The sequence below is a fragment of the Pseudomonas sp. 8_5_2 genome (genome assembly GCF_059295255.1).
Genome location: NZ_CM181238.1, coordinates 916,928 through 932,403, shown reverse-complemented (window position 1 = coordinate 932,403; position 15,476 = coordinate 916,928). Strand labels below are relative to the sequence as shown.

Sequence of the window (15,476 nt, the reverse complement as noted above, 5' to 3'; positions counted from 1 at the left end):
GACAGGTGCGACTCATGCTTGATCCTCGGGCCCGCGTGGCGCCGGATTGCGGGTGATGAACATGGCATCACCGTAACTGAAGAAGCGGTACCCGTGCTCGACCGCCGCCGCGTAGGCGGCCATGGTCTCGGGGTAGCCGGCGAAGGCCGAGACCAGCATCAGCAGCGTGGACTCCGGCAGGTGGAAGTTGGTGACCAGGGCGTCGACTACATGGAACGGCCGGCCTGGGTAGATGAAGATGTCGGTGTCGCCGCTGAAGGCCTTGAGCACGCCATCGCGCGCTGCGCTTTCCAGCGACCGCACGCTGGTGGTACCGACCGCGATCACGCGGCCGCCACGGGCACGGCAGGCCTCGATGGCGTCGACCACATCCTGGCCCACTTCGAGCCACTCTTTATGCATGTGGTGGTCTTCGATCTTGTCGACCCGCACTGGCTGGAAGGTACCCGCGCCCACGTGCAGGGTGACAAAGGCCCGCTCGACGCCCTTTGCAGCAATTTTTTCCAGCAAGGCTTCGTCAAAGTGCAGGCCCGCAGTGGGCGCTGCGACCGCCCCGGCACGCTCGGCGTACACGGTCTGGTAGCGCTCGCGGTCGGCGCCCTCATCGGGGCGGTCGATGTAGGGCGGCAGTGGCATATGGCCGACGCGGTCGAGCAATGGCAGCACCTCTTCGGTGAAGCGCAACTCGAACAGCGTGTCATGGCGTGCGACCATCTCGGCCTCACCACCGCCATCGATGAGAATGACCGCACCCTCCTTGGGCGCCTTGCTGGCACGCACATGGGCCAGCACCCGGTGGCTGTCGAGCACGCGCTCGACCAGCACTTCCAGCTTGCCGCCGGAGGCCTTCTGGCCAAACAACCGCGCCGGGATCACCCGGGTGTTGTTGAACACCATCAGGTCGCCGGGGCGCAGGTGGTCGAGCAGATCGGGAAATTGCTGATGGGCCAGCGCGCCGCTCGGCCCATCGAGGACCAGCAGACGGCTGCCATGGCGCTCGGCCAGTGGGTGGCGAGCGATCAGGGAATCGGGAAGTTCGAAGGAAAAATCGGCGACGCGCATGATGATGTTCGGTTCGGCAGGGCCGGGAAGTTTAGCCCAATGCGCGAAAATTGACCATGAAAGCCGATTGACCGACCAGCGGCGTCTCTCTATACTGCGCGCCACGCCCTGATGGCGGAATTGGTAGACGCGGCGGATTCAAAATCCGTTTTCGAAAGGAGTGGGAGTTCGAGTCTCCCTCGGGGCACCATCATATAGTTCCAAGCGGTCCCTACCAGACCCGGAACACCAGAGAAACCGGCCACTGAGCCGGTTTTTTTGTGCCTATCGTTCCCAGTGATTCCCTTGAAAGCCCCAAAGTATGTGAGTAGATTTGTGAGTAGGACGAGTTCGGTCCAGAATCCTACTCACACACCGACCGCAATCCAGCGCGGTTCGGCACTGCAAGGGAATAGCCGTGGCGCTCACAGATACCGCCATCCGCACCGCCAAACCCCGCGACAAGCTCTATCGCCTCGCTGACGCCCTGGGCCTTTGTCTTGAGGTGACGACCGCTGGCGGGAAGCTCTGGCGCCTTCGCTACCGATTCGAGGGCAAGGCCAAGATGCTGGGCCTGGGCGCCTACCCCGCCGTCACACTTGCCCAGGCACGCGAGCGCCGGGATGCCGCGCGAAAGTTGCTGGCACAAGGTATTGACCCAAGCGCACATAAACAGCAGGAAAAGGCCACTGCCGCCGCACAGGTGCTGACGCTCGAAGTGCTAGCGCGGGAATGGTACGACTACAACCAGCCACGATGGGCTCCCGCCACTGCATCGAAAGCGCTGCAGTATCTGGAGTCGGACATATTCCCGGTGATTGGCAAACGGCCAGCTGCCGAGGTGCAACGCCCTGAGCTGGTCGACCTGGTGCGCAAGATCGAGCGGCGCGAGGCATTCAACGTCGCCCGCAAGGTTCGCCAGTGGCTGAGCCAGATATTCCGTTTCGGCCTGGCCAAGGGCGTGGTACCCGGCAACCCCGCCACCGATCTGGACGTGGTAGCCGCGCACGCCCCGCGCACTCGCCACCATCCGCACGTATCAGAAGGCGAACTGCCAGATCTGCTGGGGAAACTGGACGCGGCCCAGTGCGATATCACCAGCAAGATCGCCATTCGCCTGCTACTGCTGACAGCAGTGCGACCCGGTGAGCTGCGGCTGGCGCCCTGGGACGAGTTCGACCTGGAGTCAGCGACCTGGACTATCCCAGCAGCGCGAATGAAGGCACGACGCCCTCACATCGTCCCGCTCCCACGCCAGGCCGTGGTCCTGCTGCGTGCCCTGCATGAACTGACCGGCACCTATCCCCTCGCCTTCCCTGGCCGTAACAATCGGTCCAGGCCAATGAGCGAGAACACGGTGAACAAAGCCCTCGCCACGATGGGATATGAGGGACGCCAGACCGGCCACGGTTTCCGCCATCTACTGAGCACCAGCCTCAATACCCGAGGCTACAACCGTGACTGGATCGAGCGGCAACTGGCCCACGGGGATCAAGACTCGATCCGCGACACGTACAACCATGCGCACTACCTGGAGCAGCGACGGGAAATGATGCAGAGCTGGGCAGATGAAATTGACGCCCTTTGCGCTGGCGCGAATGTGGTTTCTATTCGGAGCGCTTCCTGATGAGCAAGCTGAGCAAGTTCAAGGCGGCAATACCTATGAAAGAGGCGGCAAGCCTGCTTTCAACACTAATCAATGAAGAGGTAGATGAGTTCAAACTACTCTCTTTATACGATGGCGGATGGATCAGGCTATTTAGAACCTGCCATGGTGAGATAGTCAGCCTCAAACCCATGTTTGAAAAGGACCTACATGAGGACCATGTTAAGGATTGCCGCTATTATCTGCAGCCTGACGCAATGGCTGGTGTATGTCTCGGGTTCTACCTCCCCTGCGACACGGTTCAAGTCGATGGTCGCCTGGCTTATGCAATCAGGGATCTGGATGGTGGATTTTACGCAATCAGGGATAGCCAGAGCGATATGTTCATATCCCCTCAAGACGAAGACCCTGACGACATAAAATTCATGGCACTGACCAGTGACATTTATAAACTTGCAGAGATGGCAAATAAAGATTCCATTCCTGAAAAACCTCCCTTAACAGTCATGCTCAACGATCATTGCGTATGGATTGAAAAGCCGTTTTACAACTTCTCACCTACAGAAGACCCCAAGCCGGTCAAGCTCATGCCGGATAGCGAACAAGAAAAGCTACCACCGTCTCTACGCATTACCGTCGCGGCCCTCTTAGAGGCAGCAACAACAGATAAGAAAAAACACACCCAAGCATCCTTGATCGCGTCGATTCTTGATCGCAACGCCGGGATACGCGGCCTCAGCGAAAGCTCCTTACAGAAGCATTTCAGCGACTCGAATGCCGAGCTGACCAGGCTTAGGAAAGCCATCCCCAACTGACTGCAATTGCAACTGCAAAACTGATTTTTGCAGTTGCAATGACTCTCCGATCACCACCCGCCAGCATTGCCATCGTCGATTACCGAAACCGCCCAAGGAGGCGCAGACGATGGCTAACCCTACCAACACCACCCCGCCCGCTCGCCGCTTTATCAAGCGCCAGGACGTTGAGTCGATCACTGGCCTGTCCTGCACAGAGATTTACCGACGTATAGCCGCTGGCGCGTTCCCCAAGCAAGTCACCCTCGGCCCGAAGTGCGTCGTGTGGATCGAGGCTGAGATTCATGCCTGGTGTGACGAGCAGATCGCAGCTAGCCGTGGCGAGGTGGCGTGATGACCTACCCCGCCTCCATTGATGCCCTTTCTCCTTACTCGTGCCCATATTTCGCACTCGTGCCCACGCACAGGGATGGGCACGAGTGGAAAAAATGGGCACGAGTAGGACTTGCAACCATTCAGCGCTCGCTGTATCGTCCATCTGTCGCTGCAAATTCAGCGACCGGGTTTGGCGACCCGATTACTGTTAGGCGCACAAGCGCCCCCTTGATGATTGCAGGCGCTTTTTTTGTGTCCGCACATCCTGTTTATGGCGGCTGTGCGCGGGAGACCTTCGGGTCTGCCGGGTGCCTAACGTCCCGGTTCGCCAACCTGCGCACAGCTGCCACCCTAAATCGTTTGGCGACGATCCGTGGCAGCTCCTCAACGTTAGGAGCTGAACCGATGAACACCCTCATTCCGTCCAAAATCCGCGCTCTTGCTCACCGCAAGATGGCCCTCAGCGCCCTCCGCGCAAACTCGTCCCCGTCCGTCCGTTTGAAGCGCTACAACCACCACATGGATCAGGCCCGCGCTTTGGAAGCGCAAGGAGGTGAGCAATGATCCGTGGCCCGAAGCAAACAATGCTGGAGCCGGCCGTTCTCGCCGATTTCGAATGCCACCACCAAAACCAGGCCAGGGAGGCGTTTAAAAAGCTCGAATGTATCCTTACGGCGATGATTATCCCGGCTCTTGGTCAGCAGCATCCGATCTCGAAAGACCTTTACGCGCAGCTCGATAACGTCAAACTCGGCTCGCAGAACTTTTGCTGGCGGCACCGGTACATCGGCTATAGCTACAGCGCGAACGAAGTCGGGGGTGTGCAATGAGCTATTGGAACGATCTCCTGCCACGCCACGAAGCGCTGAAGAACATGACTCCCGGTCAGCTGAAAGCGACAGAGCATGCGACTGAAAGTTGTGTGTCGGTACTCGCGCATGGGATATCAGGCATAGGCCACTTGTTGGCTTGTACAGCATCGAACGGTGAAACCGGTCTGAGCCCTGTGGCGGTAACTGATATAGGCTGGCTCCTCGAAAGCCTAGGCAGTCTAGTTGGCAACTTGTCCGACACTGGCGCTGCCGCGACTCTCCATTTGTCCGAAGTCAAACCCGGAGCATAACCATGAACATCCAAAACGGTGCACAAGCGCCGATGGGATCGGCTTGCCTGGATAAAGTGCTTAACCGACTAGACAAAGTTAAGTCTGCTGGCGCCGACAAGTGGAAAGCCTGCTGCCCCGCACACAATGACAAGCACCCCAGTTTGGCCATTAGAGAAACTTCGGACGGTGTCGTCTTGCTCAAATGCTGGGCCGGCTGCACAACAAAAGAGATTGTCTCGGCAATTGGTCTGGATTTGCGAGACTTGTTTCCCGGCGATAAACAACCGCGGCGCGGCCCAAGTAAGGCGGCAATTGAACATGAGCGCATGGTTTATCGGATCGGCCACCCTCTCCAGCGACAAGGGAAGTTGGATGGTGACGACCTAGCGCGCTTCAACCTCGCCAAGCTGCGCCTGGGGGTCAAATGACTATTGACCGCTTTGCACAAGAATGGACCGAGCCTCTTAGCCCCATCAATCGTGAAAACGTAACGCCCCTATGGCGCGTCAATGCGGTTAAGGCGTCGACAATCAAGGCCGTTCCCATCCGCTGGCTGTGGCCTGGCTGGTTGGCCAAAGGAAAACTGCACATCCTCGCCGGCGCTGGCGGCACAGGGAAAACCACGCTGCTGATCGGCCTGATCGCCACCATCACCACTGGGGGGCGCTGGCCGGATGGCAGCCGCTGCAGCGAGCCGGGCAATGCACTCATCTGGTCGAGCGAGGATGATCCAGCCGATACGCTGATCCCCCGCTTGACCGCTGCTGGCGCTGACATGAGCCGGGTCTACATCATCCAGGGGCTCTCGAACGCAAGGGGCGACGCCGATCCATTCGACCCAGCCAACGACATTGTCCGTTTGCGTGAAACGGCCAGCGAGATTGGCGGCGTATCGCTTCTGATGCTCGACCCCATCGTCAGCGCAGTGAAGGGTGACATGCATAAGGCCAATGACGTGCGCCGGGCGCTGCAAGGCGTGGTGGACTTCGCCGAGCAGAACCTTTGCGCCGTAGTGGGAATTTCCCACTTCGCCAAGGGTGGCGCTGGCTCGTCGCCTGCTGATCGAGTTATTGGCTCGCAAGCGTTCTCGGCGCTGGCGCGCACGGTACTGGTGGCTGCCAAGCAGGAGGACTCCGACCAACGCGTGCTGGCGCGAGCGAAGTCGAACATCGGCGCTGACGAGGGAGGCGTCTCCTACACCATCGAGCCATGCGACATCGGAGATGGGATCGAAGCCACTCGCGTGATGTGGGGCGCAGCCATCGAAGGTAGTGCCCGGGAGATCCTCGGAGAAGCGGAGGCATCCTGTGATGAGGAGGCACAAGACCTGGATGATCCCAGCGACTGCCTATATCGGATCTTAAATGACAACCCGCTCGAAAGTAATGAAGCAAAAACCCTGATGAGGCGCAATGGCTACACCGAGAAGCAGATTCGCCGAGCGAGGGAAAAGCTGTCTGTTGTCACCGCCAGAACCGGCAACAAAAAGGATGTGAAGTCGTTCTGGTCATTGCCTCAAGCGGGTGGCTCATTCGAGCCCTTTCAACCACTCGTGCCCTCAGAATCCTACTCATGCCCATCCTCTGGCGTGGGCACGAGTAAGGAAAATGGGCACGAGTGGGAGAATCAGCAGGAAGATCCGCTGCCGGGTGTCGCGTCGCTTCCATCGCTGGATGATGACGCGGAGGACCTGTAATGGCCGCGCTCGACTACCTGCTGGAACGTGGATTTTCCGCAAAGAATCAAGGTATGCGGGTGCGGATCTCCCCCGCCTCAAAGCTGACCGACGATGTGCGCAAATACGTCAAAGCTAACCGGCTGGCGCTACTCGCAGAGCTGGCAGCGAACGACGGCCTGGAGCGCCGCTGCAACTGGTCGGTGCTGGTGCCGGGGTGCCGGCCATTCACCATGATCAGCGAGCCCATTACCCGCGACGAAGCGCTGGCCGACGTGCGCGTGCGCTGGCCAGGTGCGGAGGTGGGGCCGTGACGAGACTCAGTGGATACCTAGGCGAGCGATCGGCGAGCGCTCGACGAGGTTGGCGGGAATTCCCGCTTCGGCAAAACACGGGATTTTCCCACCTTATCGGATGGCCCGACCGCGTTCGCCACTGTGTAGAAAACGCCACAGTGTGTTGCTTTCGACACAGTTGCGCCCTGATCCGAATCGGCTCATTTGGTCTGATTCGGATCATCTGGCCTGGTTCGGTTAAACGACACCCTCAGTTTGAGGAGCAAACATGACCACCAAACACATCCCCCTCAGTGACGCCGAAATACGCAAGCAGGCCGGCCAGCCAGTTCGCCAATTGCGTGACCCGCGTTACCCCGAGCTGCGATTCCGCTATTCGACCGTCGACCGCACCCGGGGCGCCTGGCACGTCGTTGTCAGGGGCAAGTGGGGCAAGGCCGGCGACTTCCCCAGCCTGACCACCAAGGCCATGCTGACCGCGCTGCCGGCCATCCTGGGGCGCCGTGCCGCAGACGCCGAGGCCACCTCGCTGACCAGCACCTGGAGCCGTACCGGTGAGCTGCTGGACTGGTACCTGGATCGCATGCTGCGCGACCGCAACTTGTCAGCCAAGCGCAAGGCCGGCTCGAAGTCGGCCATGACCTGCCACCTGGCGCCAAGGCTGCATGACTTACCGCTGGCCGAGGTGAGCAAGGCCACACTCGATCAACGCCTGATGTGGCCACTGCAGGAGCGCTATGCACTCTCGTTCGTCCGCCTGGTGTTCAACGTGCTGGCGGTGGCCATGCGCAAGGCACACCGGCTCGGGATGATCGAGCAGAACCCCATGGGCTCGCTGCGCTTCGGGGATTTCGTTGCGGTGCGGATCAAGCCGAAGTCGTCCCGGCTGCGCGAGAAGCACTTGCCCGATCTGCTGGCCAAGCTGGCAGGCTGGAGCGAGGTGCGGCCCGGTGACGCCCTGCTGGCGCTGATGATGCTGTGTCACGGTACCCGCCTGGGCGAGACGCGCAGTACGCTGTGGCGCAACGTCGATCTGCAGGCCGGCCAGTGGTTCATCCCCGCCGACGACACCAAGACCAAGCAGAACCACACCCTGCCGCTCACCCGCCAGGCCTGCGCATTGTTGAGACGCTATCAAGCCCAGCAGGCCGCCCAGGGCTATCACGGTGCCTACCTGTTCCCAACCAGCCGGCGCGGGCCACTGAGTGCCACGGCAGCCAGCCAGGTGTTTGCCGAACTGAGTGACCGCCAGTGGACCAGCCACGACGTGCGCAAGGTCGCCCGCACCAGCTGGATGGACCTGGGCGTGGATTACCTAGTGGGCGAGATGCTGGTGAACCACGCCCTGCGCAACATGGACGCCACCTACATCCACACCACCGCCGAAGCCCTTAAGCGCCAAGCCCTGGAACGCTGGCACGACCATTTAGACGGGCTCGGGTTGAGCGCACTCACAGGCGAGACATACCCGAGATACACAATCCCACAAAATCCGACACAGGCCGCAGACCACGCGGCCTCCAGCGAAAATCCGGATGCATCACAGAGGAGCATGTAAATCATGGTGGACGTTGAACAGGACGTTACCGAGCGGCTGGCCCAGGCAGGCATCACCCCACTGATTGGTGGCCTGGTGCCCGAGCCAGCCACGGCAGACCTGCTGGGATATGCCCCCAGCTACCTGCGCCGCCTGGCTGCAGAAGGTCGTTCACCGCTGCCATTCGTGCGCCGTGGCAATCGGCGGTTCTACAAAATAGCCGACATAGTGCGCTTTGCGACGGATACCGACTGAGGACGTCGAAGTTAACCGCTGACCGGGGTGTGCGTGCGCGCATAGGGTAGACGGCATCGTTTACACACCCCGGAGAACCCTATGCCAGATCCCTATCAGCAGGACATGACCCAGCTGAATCAAACGCTGCAGAACATCGGCACGCAGATCGCTGACTTCAAATCGTCCTCTGCAGAGAAACAAACCGAGTTCGGCGCCCGCCTCCAAGAAATCGAGCAGAAGATGGTGAATGTCAGCGCCCGCCGAGGCGCTAACGACGATTCCACCGACTCCAATGCTGTGACTGCCCAGGTCGTGGCCGCTGATGGCATCGCTGGCTTCCGCAACGGTATGAAGTCCTCCGGCCAGATCAATTGCAAAGTGGGCGTCCGCGCAGCCATCACCAATCCCAACAAAGGCGTCACTGGCTCGACCAGCTACCCAACTGCCCCGCAGCGTGATGGCGCCGGGATCCGCGGAATTCCGCAGCCGCGGCTGAGCTTGCTGGATGTGCTGCCGATCGTGCCGGTCACCAGCGCTACCTACGAGTTCGTTCGCCTCGACGGCTACATCAACGGCGCGGCCTACCAAACAGAAGAAGGTGAGGAGAAGGCCGAAGGGTCGATGCCCACCAAGATGGAGCGGGCGGAGATCGCCACCATCGCCACCTGGATTCCGGCGAGCCTCCAGGTGCTGCAGGACAATGACCAGCTTGAGGGGCAGATCAATACGCTTATGAGCGTGGGGGTTCGCCAGAAGCTGGAAGCCGAGCTCATCAACGGCGACGGTGGACCAGGCGAAATCCTCGGGTTCAAGAAGCAGGCAACCGCCGCAGGCATCACCACCGGCAAGCCAGCTGACCGTATCGGCGCAGCCCTCACTGACCTCAAGGCCGAAGGCTGGAACCCGAACGTTATCGTGATGAACCCGCGTGACTGGTTCGCCATCGAGAGCGAGCGCGCCGAGGATGGCGACGGGCAGTATGTGATCGGCACTCCACGCGATCCAGCACCGCCCAGCCTGTGGGGCACCCCTGTAGTCGTCACCAACGGCATGCCGCAGGGCGAGGCGTTGATCCTCGATACCAGCGTGGCCGCATTGCTGGACCGTCAGGAAGTGACCGTGGAGGCCAGCCGCCACGACGGCGACAACTTCCGCCGCAACATGGTGACCATCCTGGCAGAGCTGCGCGCTGGCCTGGCTGTGTTCGCTCCTACGGCCACTCGCCTGGTGACGCTGACCGGTGCGCCGACTCCGTAAGCGCAAGCGTGGGTCAGCTGTGAGTGCCACGACCTCCTAACCGCAGCAGTCGGAGCCCTTCTTTCCTTTGTGGGGTGATCCGGCACTGGCCCGCACTCGCGGGCCTTTTCATTCACACCGGAGAAGACCATGAGCCATACCCATCTACCCAAGCCAGTTCAACGAGCCCTCAACCAGATCGCCCACAGCCGCGCCCTGCTGCGCCAGATGGAAGAGCGTGAGCGGTTGAGTAAAGAGATCGATCGACTGTTGGCCAGCGGCCTGAGCGCCGCAGAAGCGCTGGAACAGATCCGGTCGGCGCCGCCATACATCGCGCCGACCTACTGAGGGGGGGCGGGTCGAAAGTCTGGAAGGTCCGCTGACCTAGACCGCCTCCGACCCCACGTAGACATTTTTTCCCCGGTTAAAAAAAAGTTAAAACGAGGTTAACACCATGCCGAACGTGCATGGGGCTGGAAGCCACGGAAACAGCGGCATAGACGGCGATAGCGCCCTCTGGCGGGTGTTAACCGGATTAACAGCTTTAACCTCGAAAAGTTAACGCTTTAACACCGACGAGTTAACACCTGGAGGCTATCCGCTGATGACCATTCAACCAGCTCCGTCCACCTTTCAAGAGCGTTTCGCCCGAGCCTGCGACGTGGCCACCTTCACCCTGGACAAAGGTGGCCCCTGCTATCTGCTGTGGGAAGTCGATCGTGTCCAGGCCGGCCAAAGGGTGAAGCTCGATGGCGTGTTCTTTACCGAGGAGGAGGCGCGGATATCTGCCGCCTTGCTGCGTGGCACCCTACGCGGCGCTCGCGCTTCAATGTCGAGCTATGCGCCCAACTGGAACCCTTGTCCTGCCCGAGAGGACTCCATTCGCCTGGAGGCGCTGCAGTGCCGCGAGATGCTCGCTCGGCGCCTGGGCGTCCATCTGTCCATGCCACAGGAGGCCGTGTGATGGCTGCGACCGTGATCGACTATGCGCCAAAAACCAAAATCCGTCTGGGCGGCTTCTTGGGCAAGAAGTACGGCAAACACCACCACTTCCTGCTGCAACGCGGTGACGCAAAAGAGGCCGCTAAAGCGCTGGATGCTAATTATCCAGGCTTCGCCCGTGACCTGGCCGATGCCGAGAGCCGGGGGCTACGCTTCGCGATATTCAAGAATGGCAAGAACATTGGCGACGGTGACCTGACCCGAGGGGGAGCCCGAGAGCTGTGGTTTGTGCCGGTAGTGCATGGCAGCAAGCGTGCTGGGCTGCTGCAGACGATCGTTGGAATCGCGTTGCTCATTGCTGGACCGTTCACCAGAGGCGCCACCTACGGGCCAGGTATCGCGCTGGTCGCTGGCGGCGTGATTCAGATGCTCAGCCCCCAGGCGAAGGGGCTGTCACAGAGCGGCGCGCCCGAGAACCTGCCTAGCTACGCCTTTGGAAGTGCCAAGAACACCACCGCTAGTGGATTACCGGTACCGATCTGCATCGGCGAGCGCCGCTGGGGCGGGGCCATCATTTCTGCATCGATCGTGGCCCAGGACAAGGCTTGAAGTGAACCAGGGCCACTTTGAATACCCCAGACTGAGGGTATTTAGGGGGTGTCCTCAAATTTGAAGACACCCATCAAACACTATCGTCACAGTAAAATTCACTCGCGCAGGTCTGATAGAGAGTTGAACGTGAATGTTTTTGCCTCTTCCCGAATTGCGCCTGACGCGAACTGCATGGGTACGGGATTGCTAAACACCACAACGCTTTCAATTATAGGGATACTTTTGAGGTTCAGATATTTTTGGACTTTATGGGCTTGCTCGCGCAGGATCGAAACCCTGTCTAAATGTTTTCTCAATAGATCTCGTTTCCCATTTCTCTCTACTCCGCGAAAATCATTGAGTTGCTCTGCAATTTCTCCGTACGTTTTTTTGAATTGTAAATCTTTGCATTCAATAATTAGTACTCGACCCAGATCAGCATCCCATGCTAGTACATCGACGTCTCCATAGTCGCGATCAAGTTTGTCTTTAAGTATCTTTGTTAGTTTGATTTCAGGCTGGGTTTGCCAGCCTAGCTCTTCTAGTTTTTCAGATACTTTAGTATTAAAAGCCATCCCATCTCGCTCGCGAGCATATCCAGCATACTTTCGCATTCCTGGTCCGCAATGCCGGTCTGGATAGGATCCGCTATAATAGTTGCTCACCATTGCGATGAAACCCTCTCGAATAATTCCAGGGGCGATGAGGTAGAGAGGTTCTTCGCTAGTTGTGATTTGTAGAAGAGGGCGTCTTACAACGCTCAAGCGTCGTTTGAATCGCCACGGATCGATATCTTTTGACTCATAGCCTTCCGGCACGTAACGCCAAGACTCCCTAGGGGCCAGGGTCATAGCTTGGAGTATGCACTCCGCGCTCTCCGCGCTTTCTCCTAAGTTCAAAAGCTCAGCGCGACGCATTACCAGGACAGATTGACCAGTATTGACTGCATAGTTTTCTATCGCATCTACTAACTTGCAGAAGTCTTCAAAGCTTGCTCCGAGATCTTGCATCCAAGCAGCTAAAAACTTAGGATCTATCTCTTGAGATTTTTCACTGGAAGAGTCGCGTTCCTTCAGGTTCTTTGCATAGTTGCGAGCAGAGGACAGGTATCTATGTGTGCTCGTCGCTGTTCCAAAATCTTCTACTACAGTTTCGATGAAATCATGCTCTACATGAACGTCGCCTAAAGGGCGGATCATCACTTTGGGTGTCATTACATCCCAGCGTATCAGATCTGACCACCCTCCCAAGTGGTGTAAGCATGCAGCCTTGCCGAGTAGGCGAGCGATATCGAGGTCGCCCACAAAATTTCCGCCCTCAACTGGAGATTCACAAATTGCCATCTCAATTAAGTTTCGGCTCGGCTGCAGTACAGAATTAAGCTTGAACTCGTAATCACGCATGACGGCTAGCGCTGCATTTTGATCATTCCTAAGTGATAGAACTGCTGACGCTGTCCTATGCCACCGATCGCGTGAGACGCTAGCGGTATCTGCATTCATGAGTAGCTCTGACACCAAGCTCTCGCGGTTGAATTGTTTGACATCCCTGCAGAGTTCAACCTCTAATCTGGTAACGAGGGCATTCAGGTAGGCTTGGCATTCCACTTTGCCCTCAATTACGCCGCCGTCTCCCCTATCTCGGACTTTCCAGCCCATATTAAGTTTGCCAAGGCCTTCATCTAAGTTGTTTATTGTTATTACTTTTTTGCTTAATAGCTCTGGAAAGTGGTCTCTAAATTTCGAAGCTTGGAAAATATGTGCATGCCGCGCCTGGTCATTTGGTACTATTTTATTTGTTAGATCGTCCACTAATGAGCCGTCTTTTCGTGCAAGCTCTAGCACTCCCGCCACAAAAGCTTGCACCAGAGCCCGTTCTGCTATGTTTGTTGGGTTGAACAACGCCTTGTCGAAGTCGGGGCCTATGTTCAGTTGGACGGTCCTGATCTCAGCATGGACAGTCGCAGTTATCGATTTGGCAGCATCATCTTCATTACCGTGTTCTTCGATATAGGTTGCGTCTTGCGGCTTCTCAAATACACATCTCCAAACTATAGGTCCTTGCCCTAGCTCTTGACCTAGGGCGTCATCAAGAATAGGCGCGGCACGGACTATCCATACTCCCAGCATCTTCCAGCGATCGTAGCTAGCAGTATCAATTCCATTAGGCGGCGATGCCAGCTCTGTCCACCAACATCTGTTTTTTGTTATAACGGCTCCTTTCGGAATCCCGGGAGTGAAGCTTCCGTATAGTGGTAGAAGATCTTCTTCCTTAAAGTAGCTTGAGCCTTCTTTGCGAATCAGTAACCATGATCCGTCGGTGTATTGCTGGACCTGGTCGTCCATCGAAAATGCAACTTTTTGTCGTGTCTCTCGCAGTCCATTCTGTGTGATTGCCAAGAACAATGTTGAGTTGTGAGGATCATCAGGAATCTCTGAGTGCGGCACCATGTGACCATTTAAGGAATCGCACCATGCGTAAAGATTCAAAAGTCCGTTCATATTCTGGATAAGGACGTTGCTTTCTTGCAATTTTTCTTCAGCTTCGAGCATGCGCCACAGATTCAATGGCTCAAACTGCTCTACATTGCTAAGAGTGTAAAAGTCATGAGCGCTGATGACTTCGAGCTTCCACCCATCCCGCGGGGGGAGCGACAAATCAAAGGCGGCGCCTCTACCTATACCGCAGCTAACTATCAAATTTATTCCGCCCCTAAATTGGGGGTCAGCCGAAGCCTTGTCTTGCATTTCTATAACTTGTTCTGCCAGCTTTTCCCTTAATTTTTCGCTCGGGCTATACATGCCCATAAAGCCAGAGTCTGCAAAATCTTCTAGACTGTCCAATAGAAATGCAAAATTGATATATCGCCCTGTGTCTATAACTTTTTGAACACAGAAAAAGGCTTCGTCGCCATTGTGAGCAAAATCTGCATCAATACCGTCGCCACCTAATATTTTCATGTGACTGATAAGTCTGGAATATTCTTTGCTCAGGTTGTAAGTAAAAGTCGGCCTGGATTTGCCGGTCGCTAGCACTGAAACGCAACACGATCGGATTGCTAAAGATATTGCAGTTGGGAGTACGACATATATATCGTCCCCAATCATGGCTAGAGGTTTTCGCTCAAGAGAAGTATTACCAAGGCTTTGCTCTTTTATAAGGTTTCGCGTTGAAGGATCAAAAATGAATGGCTCAATATCCTCAAACTCGACACCCAACTCTCGAAGATCGGTAGGCGAAACCGCGACTGAACTCTTGAATGCAGCTGCTTTCGCTGCAGTTGCGCCGCCGAGGCGGTCCTGTCCAAATTCGTCGCCAAGGCTGTTGGGCATGAGGTTAGCCCGCAAGCATATAAAGTTCGAAATTTTAAGTAGCGCATGTATGGAGTTTCGGAGAGCGCCAAAGAGCCCATAATCAGGCATGCTATCTACAAGATGCATAAATCTTTGCAAGTAGAAGCCTGCACCCTCCCAAATACCATCAATTACTAAATAGTTTCCTCGGCGCGTATAAATGCGATGAGCGAAAAGATCCTCGGGGGGATCTTCCAGCTGACTGTATTCGTTCCCTACTGAATTGTATGCATCGATTAGATCTTGGTATGGTGCAGTACGTTTTCCGTTGCCTACTGCAATCGCAAGGTGAATAAGATACTCAAGCCGGAGACAGTTCTTTTGGAATTTTGGGTTAAGTAATAATCCACCAAACACCGCCGCAGTTGTTACTGGGCAATACCGCTCCAGCTTTTTAATCAACGCGGGGCACCGTTCCATTACTGACTCAATTGGTTCAGCGCTCGCACTCAAGGCCATGGCTGCCATCATCGCCTCAAAATCGAACTCTTTCATACCAGTACCTGCTTCGTCCCTGCTCATACTTGATCTCTTTCTAGTCTACGGATCTGCGACATCCCGTTGCCCGTGATGTCATCCTGGCATCGTAGCTGAAGGGTTGTGCCATGCAGAAGTGGAACGAAGAGGATCGGCATCAAATAGGAGGCTCACCGCGGGGGTATCAATGGGGATATCTCAAAGCTTTAACTACGAAAAAACCAATTAAAACAATGAGATACAATATACT

At 56.9% G+C, this 15,476-nt stretch carries 16 protein-coding genes and 1 tRNA gene; 15 read left to right on the top strand and 2 right to left on the bottom strand.

Annotated features, from left to right (window positions below):
* Positions 1–12: 12 nt before the first annotated feature.
* Complete coding sequence (gene queA, locus AC5O5R_RS04175; RefSeq protein ID WP_172231411.1) at positions 13–1,062, bottom strand: tRNA preQ1(34) S-adenosylmethionine ribosyltransferase-isomerase QueA; 1,050 nt, start codon at positions 1,060–1,062, stop codon at positions 13–15.
* 105 nt (positions 1,063–1,167) lie between these two features.
* Here queA and AC5O5R_RS04170 point away from each other — a divergent pair.
* From AC5O5R_RS04170 to AC5O5R_RS04100, 15 genes are all read left to right on the top strand, one after another.
* Positions 1,168–1,252: transfer RNA gene (locus AC5O5R_RS04170), tRNA-Leu, on the top strand.
* 207 nt (positions 1,253–1,459) lie between these two features.
* A complete protein-coding gene (locus AC5O5R_RS04165) occupies positions 1,460–2,668 on the top strand; it encodes a tyrosine-type recombinase/integrase (RefSeq protein WP_494514995.1) in 1,209 nt (402 codons plus the stop codon).
* A complete protein-coding gene (locus AC5O5R_RS04160; protein WP_494514994.1) occupies positions 2,668–3,462 on the top strand; it encodes a hypothetical protein in 795 nt (264 codons plus the stop codon). The genes AC5O5R_RS04165 and AC5O5R_RS04160 overlap by 1 nt, the downstream gene beginning before the upstream one ends.
* Before the next feature lie 109 nt (positions 3,463–3,571).
* On the top strand, positions 3,572–3,796 hold the full coding sequence (locus AC5O5R_RS04155) for a helix-turn-helix transcriptional regulator (protein WP_494514993.1): 225 nt from the start codon (positions 3,572–3,574) through the stop codon (positions 3,794–3,796).
* Positions 3,797–4,182: 386 nt separating this feature from the next.
* A complete protein-coding gene (locus tag AC5O5R_RS04150) occupies positions 4,183–4,341 on the top strand; it encodes a hypothetical protein (RefSeq protein ID WP_494514992.1) in 159 nt (52 codons plus the stop codon).
* Positions 4,338–4,607 (top strand): hypothetical protein, encoded by a 270-nt coding sequence (locus AC5O5R_RS04145; protein ID WP_494514991.1) that lies wholly within the window; start codon positions 4,338–4,340, stop codon positions 4,605–4,607. The genes AC5O5R_RS04150 and AC5O5R_RS04145 overlap by 4 nt, the downstream gene beginning before the upstream one ends.
* 295 nt (positions 4,608–4,902) lie before the next feature.
* Entirely contained in the window at positions 4,903–5,310 is a 408-nt protein-coding gene (locus AC5O5R_RS04140; RefSeq protein WP_494514990.1) for a virulence-associated protein E, read from the top strand.
* Positions 5,307–6,578 carry an AAA family ATPase gene (locus AC5O5R_RS04135; protein ID WP_494514989.1) on the top strand — a complete coding sequence of 424 codons (1,272 nt, stop codon included), beginning with the start codon at positions 5,307–5,309 and terminating at the stop codon, positions 6,576–6,578. Before AC5O5R_RS04140 ends, AC5O5R_RS04135 begins: the two co-directional genes overlap by 4 nt.
* Entirely contained in the window at positions 6,578–6,871 is a 294-nt protein-coding gene (locus AC5O5R_RS04130; protein WP_494514988.1) for a hypothetical protein, read from the top strand. The genes AC5O5R_RS04135 and AC5O5R_RS04130 overlap by 1 nt, the downstream gene beginning before the upstream one ends.
* 250 nt (positions 6,872–7,121) lie before the next feature.
* Entirely contained in the window at positions 7,122–8,411 is a 1,290-nt protein-coding gene (locus AC5O5R_RS04125) for a tyrosine-type recombinase/integrase (RefSeq protein WP_494514987.1), read from the top strand.
* A 3-nt stretch (positions 8,412–8,414) separates the two neighbouring features.
* Positions 8,415–8,645, top strand: a complete 231-nt coding sequence (locus AC5O5R_RS04120; RefSeq protein ID WP_081874717.1) for a helix-turn-helix domain-containing protein — start codon at positions 8,415–8,417, stop codon at positions 8,643–8,645.
* 81 nt (positions 8,646–8,726) lie between these two features.
* Positions 8,727–9,884 (top strand): phage major capsid protein, encoded by a 1,158-nt coding sequence (locus AC5O5R_RS04115; protein WP_494514986.1) that lies wholly within the window; start codon positions 8,727–8,729, stop codon positions 9,882–9,884.
* A gap of 129 nt (positions 9,885–10,013) precedes the next feature.
* Complete coding sequence (locus AC5O5R_RS04110) at positions 10,014–10,211, top strand: hypothetical protein (protein ID WP_033698165.1); 198 nt, start codon at positions 10,014–10,016, stop codon at positions 10,209–10,211.
* Positions 10,212–10,467: 256 nt separating this feature from the next.
* The gene (locus tag AC5O5R_RS04105; RefSeq protein WP_104960817.1) at positions 10,468–10,827 is read left to right on the top strand and encodes a hypothetical protein; all 360 of its coding nucleotides are present in this window, start codon (positions 10,468–10,470) and stop codon (positions 10,825–10,827) included.
* The gene (locus AC5O5R_RS04100; protein ID WP_494514985.1) at positions 10,827–11,414 is read left to right on the top strand and encodes a tail assembly protein; all 588 of its coding nucleotides are present in this window, start codon (positions 10,827–10,829) and stop codon (positions 11,412–11,414) included. Before AC5O5R_RS04105 ends, AC5O5R_RS04100 begins: the two co-directional genes overlap by 1 nt.
* A 98-nt stretch (positions 11,415–11,512) precedes the next feature.
* Here AC5O5R_RS04100 and AC5O5R_RS04095 read toward each other — a convergent pair whose 3' ends face one another.
* Entirely contained in the window at positions 11,513–15,271 is a 3,759-nt protein-coding gene (locus tag AC5O5R_RS04095; protein ID WP_494514984.1) for an anti-phage protein Upx-like protein, read from the bottom strand.
* Positions 15,272–15,476: the final 205 nt, after the last annotated feature.

Coding starts and splice junctions, on each gene's coding strand:
- queA (WP_172231411.1), bottom strand. CDS start 1,062: ATGCGCGTCGCCGATTTTTCCTTCGAACTTCCCGATTCCCTGATCGCT.
- AC5O5R_RS04160 (WP_494514994.1), top strand. CDS start 2,668: ATGAGCAAGCTGAGCAAGTTCAAGGCGGCAATACCTATGAAAGAGGCG.
- AC5O5R_RS04155 (WP_494514993.1), top strand. CDS start 3,572: ATGGCTAACCCTACCAACACCACCCCGCCCGCTCGCCGCTTTATCAAG.
- AC5O5R_RS04150 (WP_494514992.1), top strand. CDS start 4,183: ATGAACACCCTCATTCCGTCCAAAATCCGCGCTCTTGCTCACCGCAAG.
- AC5O5R_RS04145 (WP_494514991.1), top strand. CDS start 4,338: ATGATCCGTGGCCCGAAGCAAACAATGCTGGAGCCGGCCGTTCTCGCC.
- AC5O5R_RS04140 (WP_494514990.1), top strand. CDS start 4,903: ATGAACATCCAAAACGGTGCACAAGCGCCGATGGGATCGGCTTGCCTG.
- AC5O5R_RS04135 (WP_494514989.1), top strand. CDS start 5,307: ATGACTATTGACCGCTTTGCACAAGAATGGACCGAGCCTCTTAGCCCC.
- AC5O5R_RS04130 (WP_494514988.1), top strand. CDS start 6,578: ATGGCCGCGCTCGACTACCTGCTGGAACGTGGATTTTCCGCAAAGAAT.
- AC5O5R_RS04125 (WP_494514987.1), top strand. CDS start 7,122: ATGACCACCAAACACATCCCCCTCAGTGACGCCGAAATACGCAAGCAG.
- AC5O5R_RS04120 (WP_081874717.1), top strand. CDS start 8,415: ATGGTGGACGTTGAACAGGACGTTACCGAGCGGCTGGCCCAGGCAGGC.
- AC5O5R_RS04115 (WP_494514986.1), top strand. CDS start 8,727: ATGCCAGATCCCTATCAGCAGGACATGACCCAGCTGAATCAAACGCTG.
- AC5O5R_RS04110 (WP_033698165.1), top strand. CDS start 10,014: ATGAGCCATACCCATCTACCCAAGCCAGTTCAACGAGCCCTCAACCAG.
- AC5O5R_RS04105 (WP_104960817.1), top strand. CDS start 10,468: ATGACCATTCAACCAGCTCCGTCCACCTTTCAAGAGCGTTTCGCCCGA.
- AC5O5R_RS04100 (WP_494514985.1), top strand. CDS start 10,827: ATGGCTGCGACCGTGATCGACTATGCGCCAAAAACCAAAATCCGTCTG.
- AC5O5R_RS04095 (WP_494514984.1), bottom strand. CDS start 15,271: ATGAGCAGGGACGAAGCAGGTACTGGTATGAAAGAGTTCGATTTTGAG.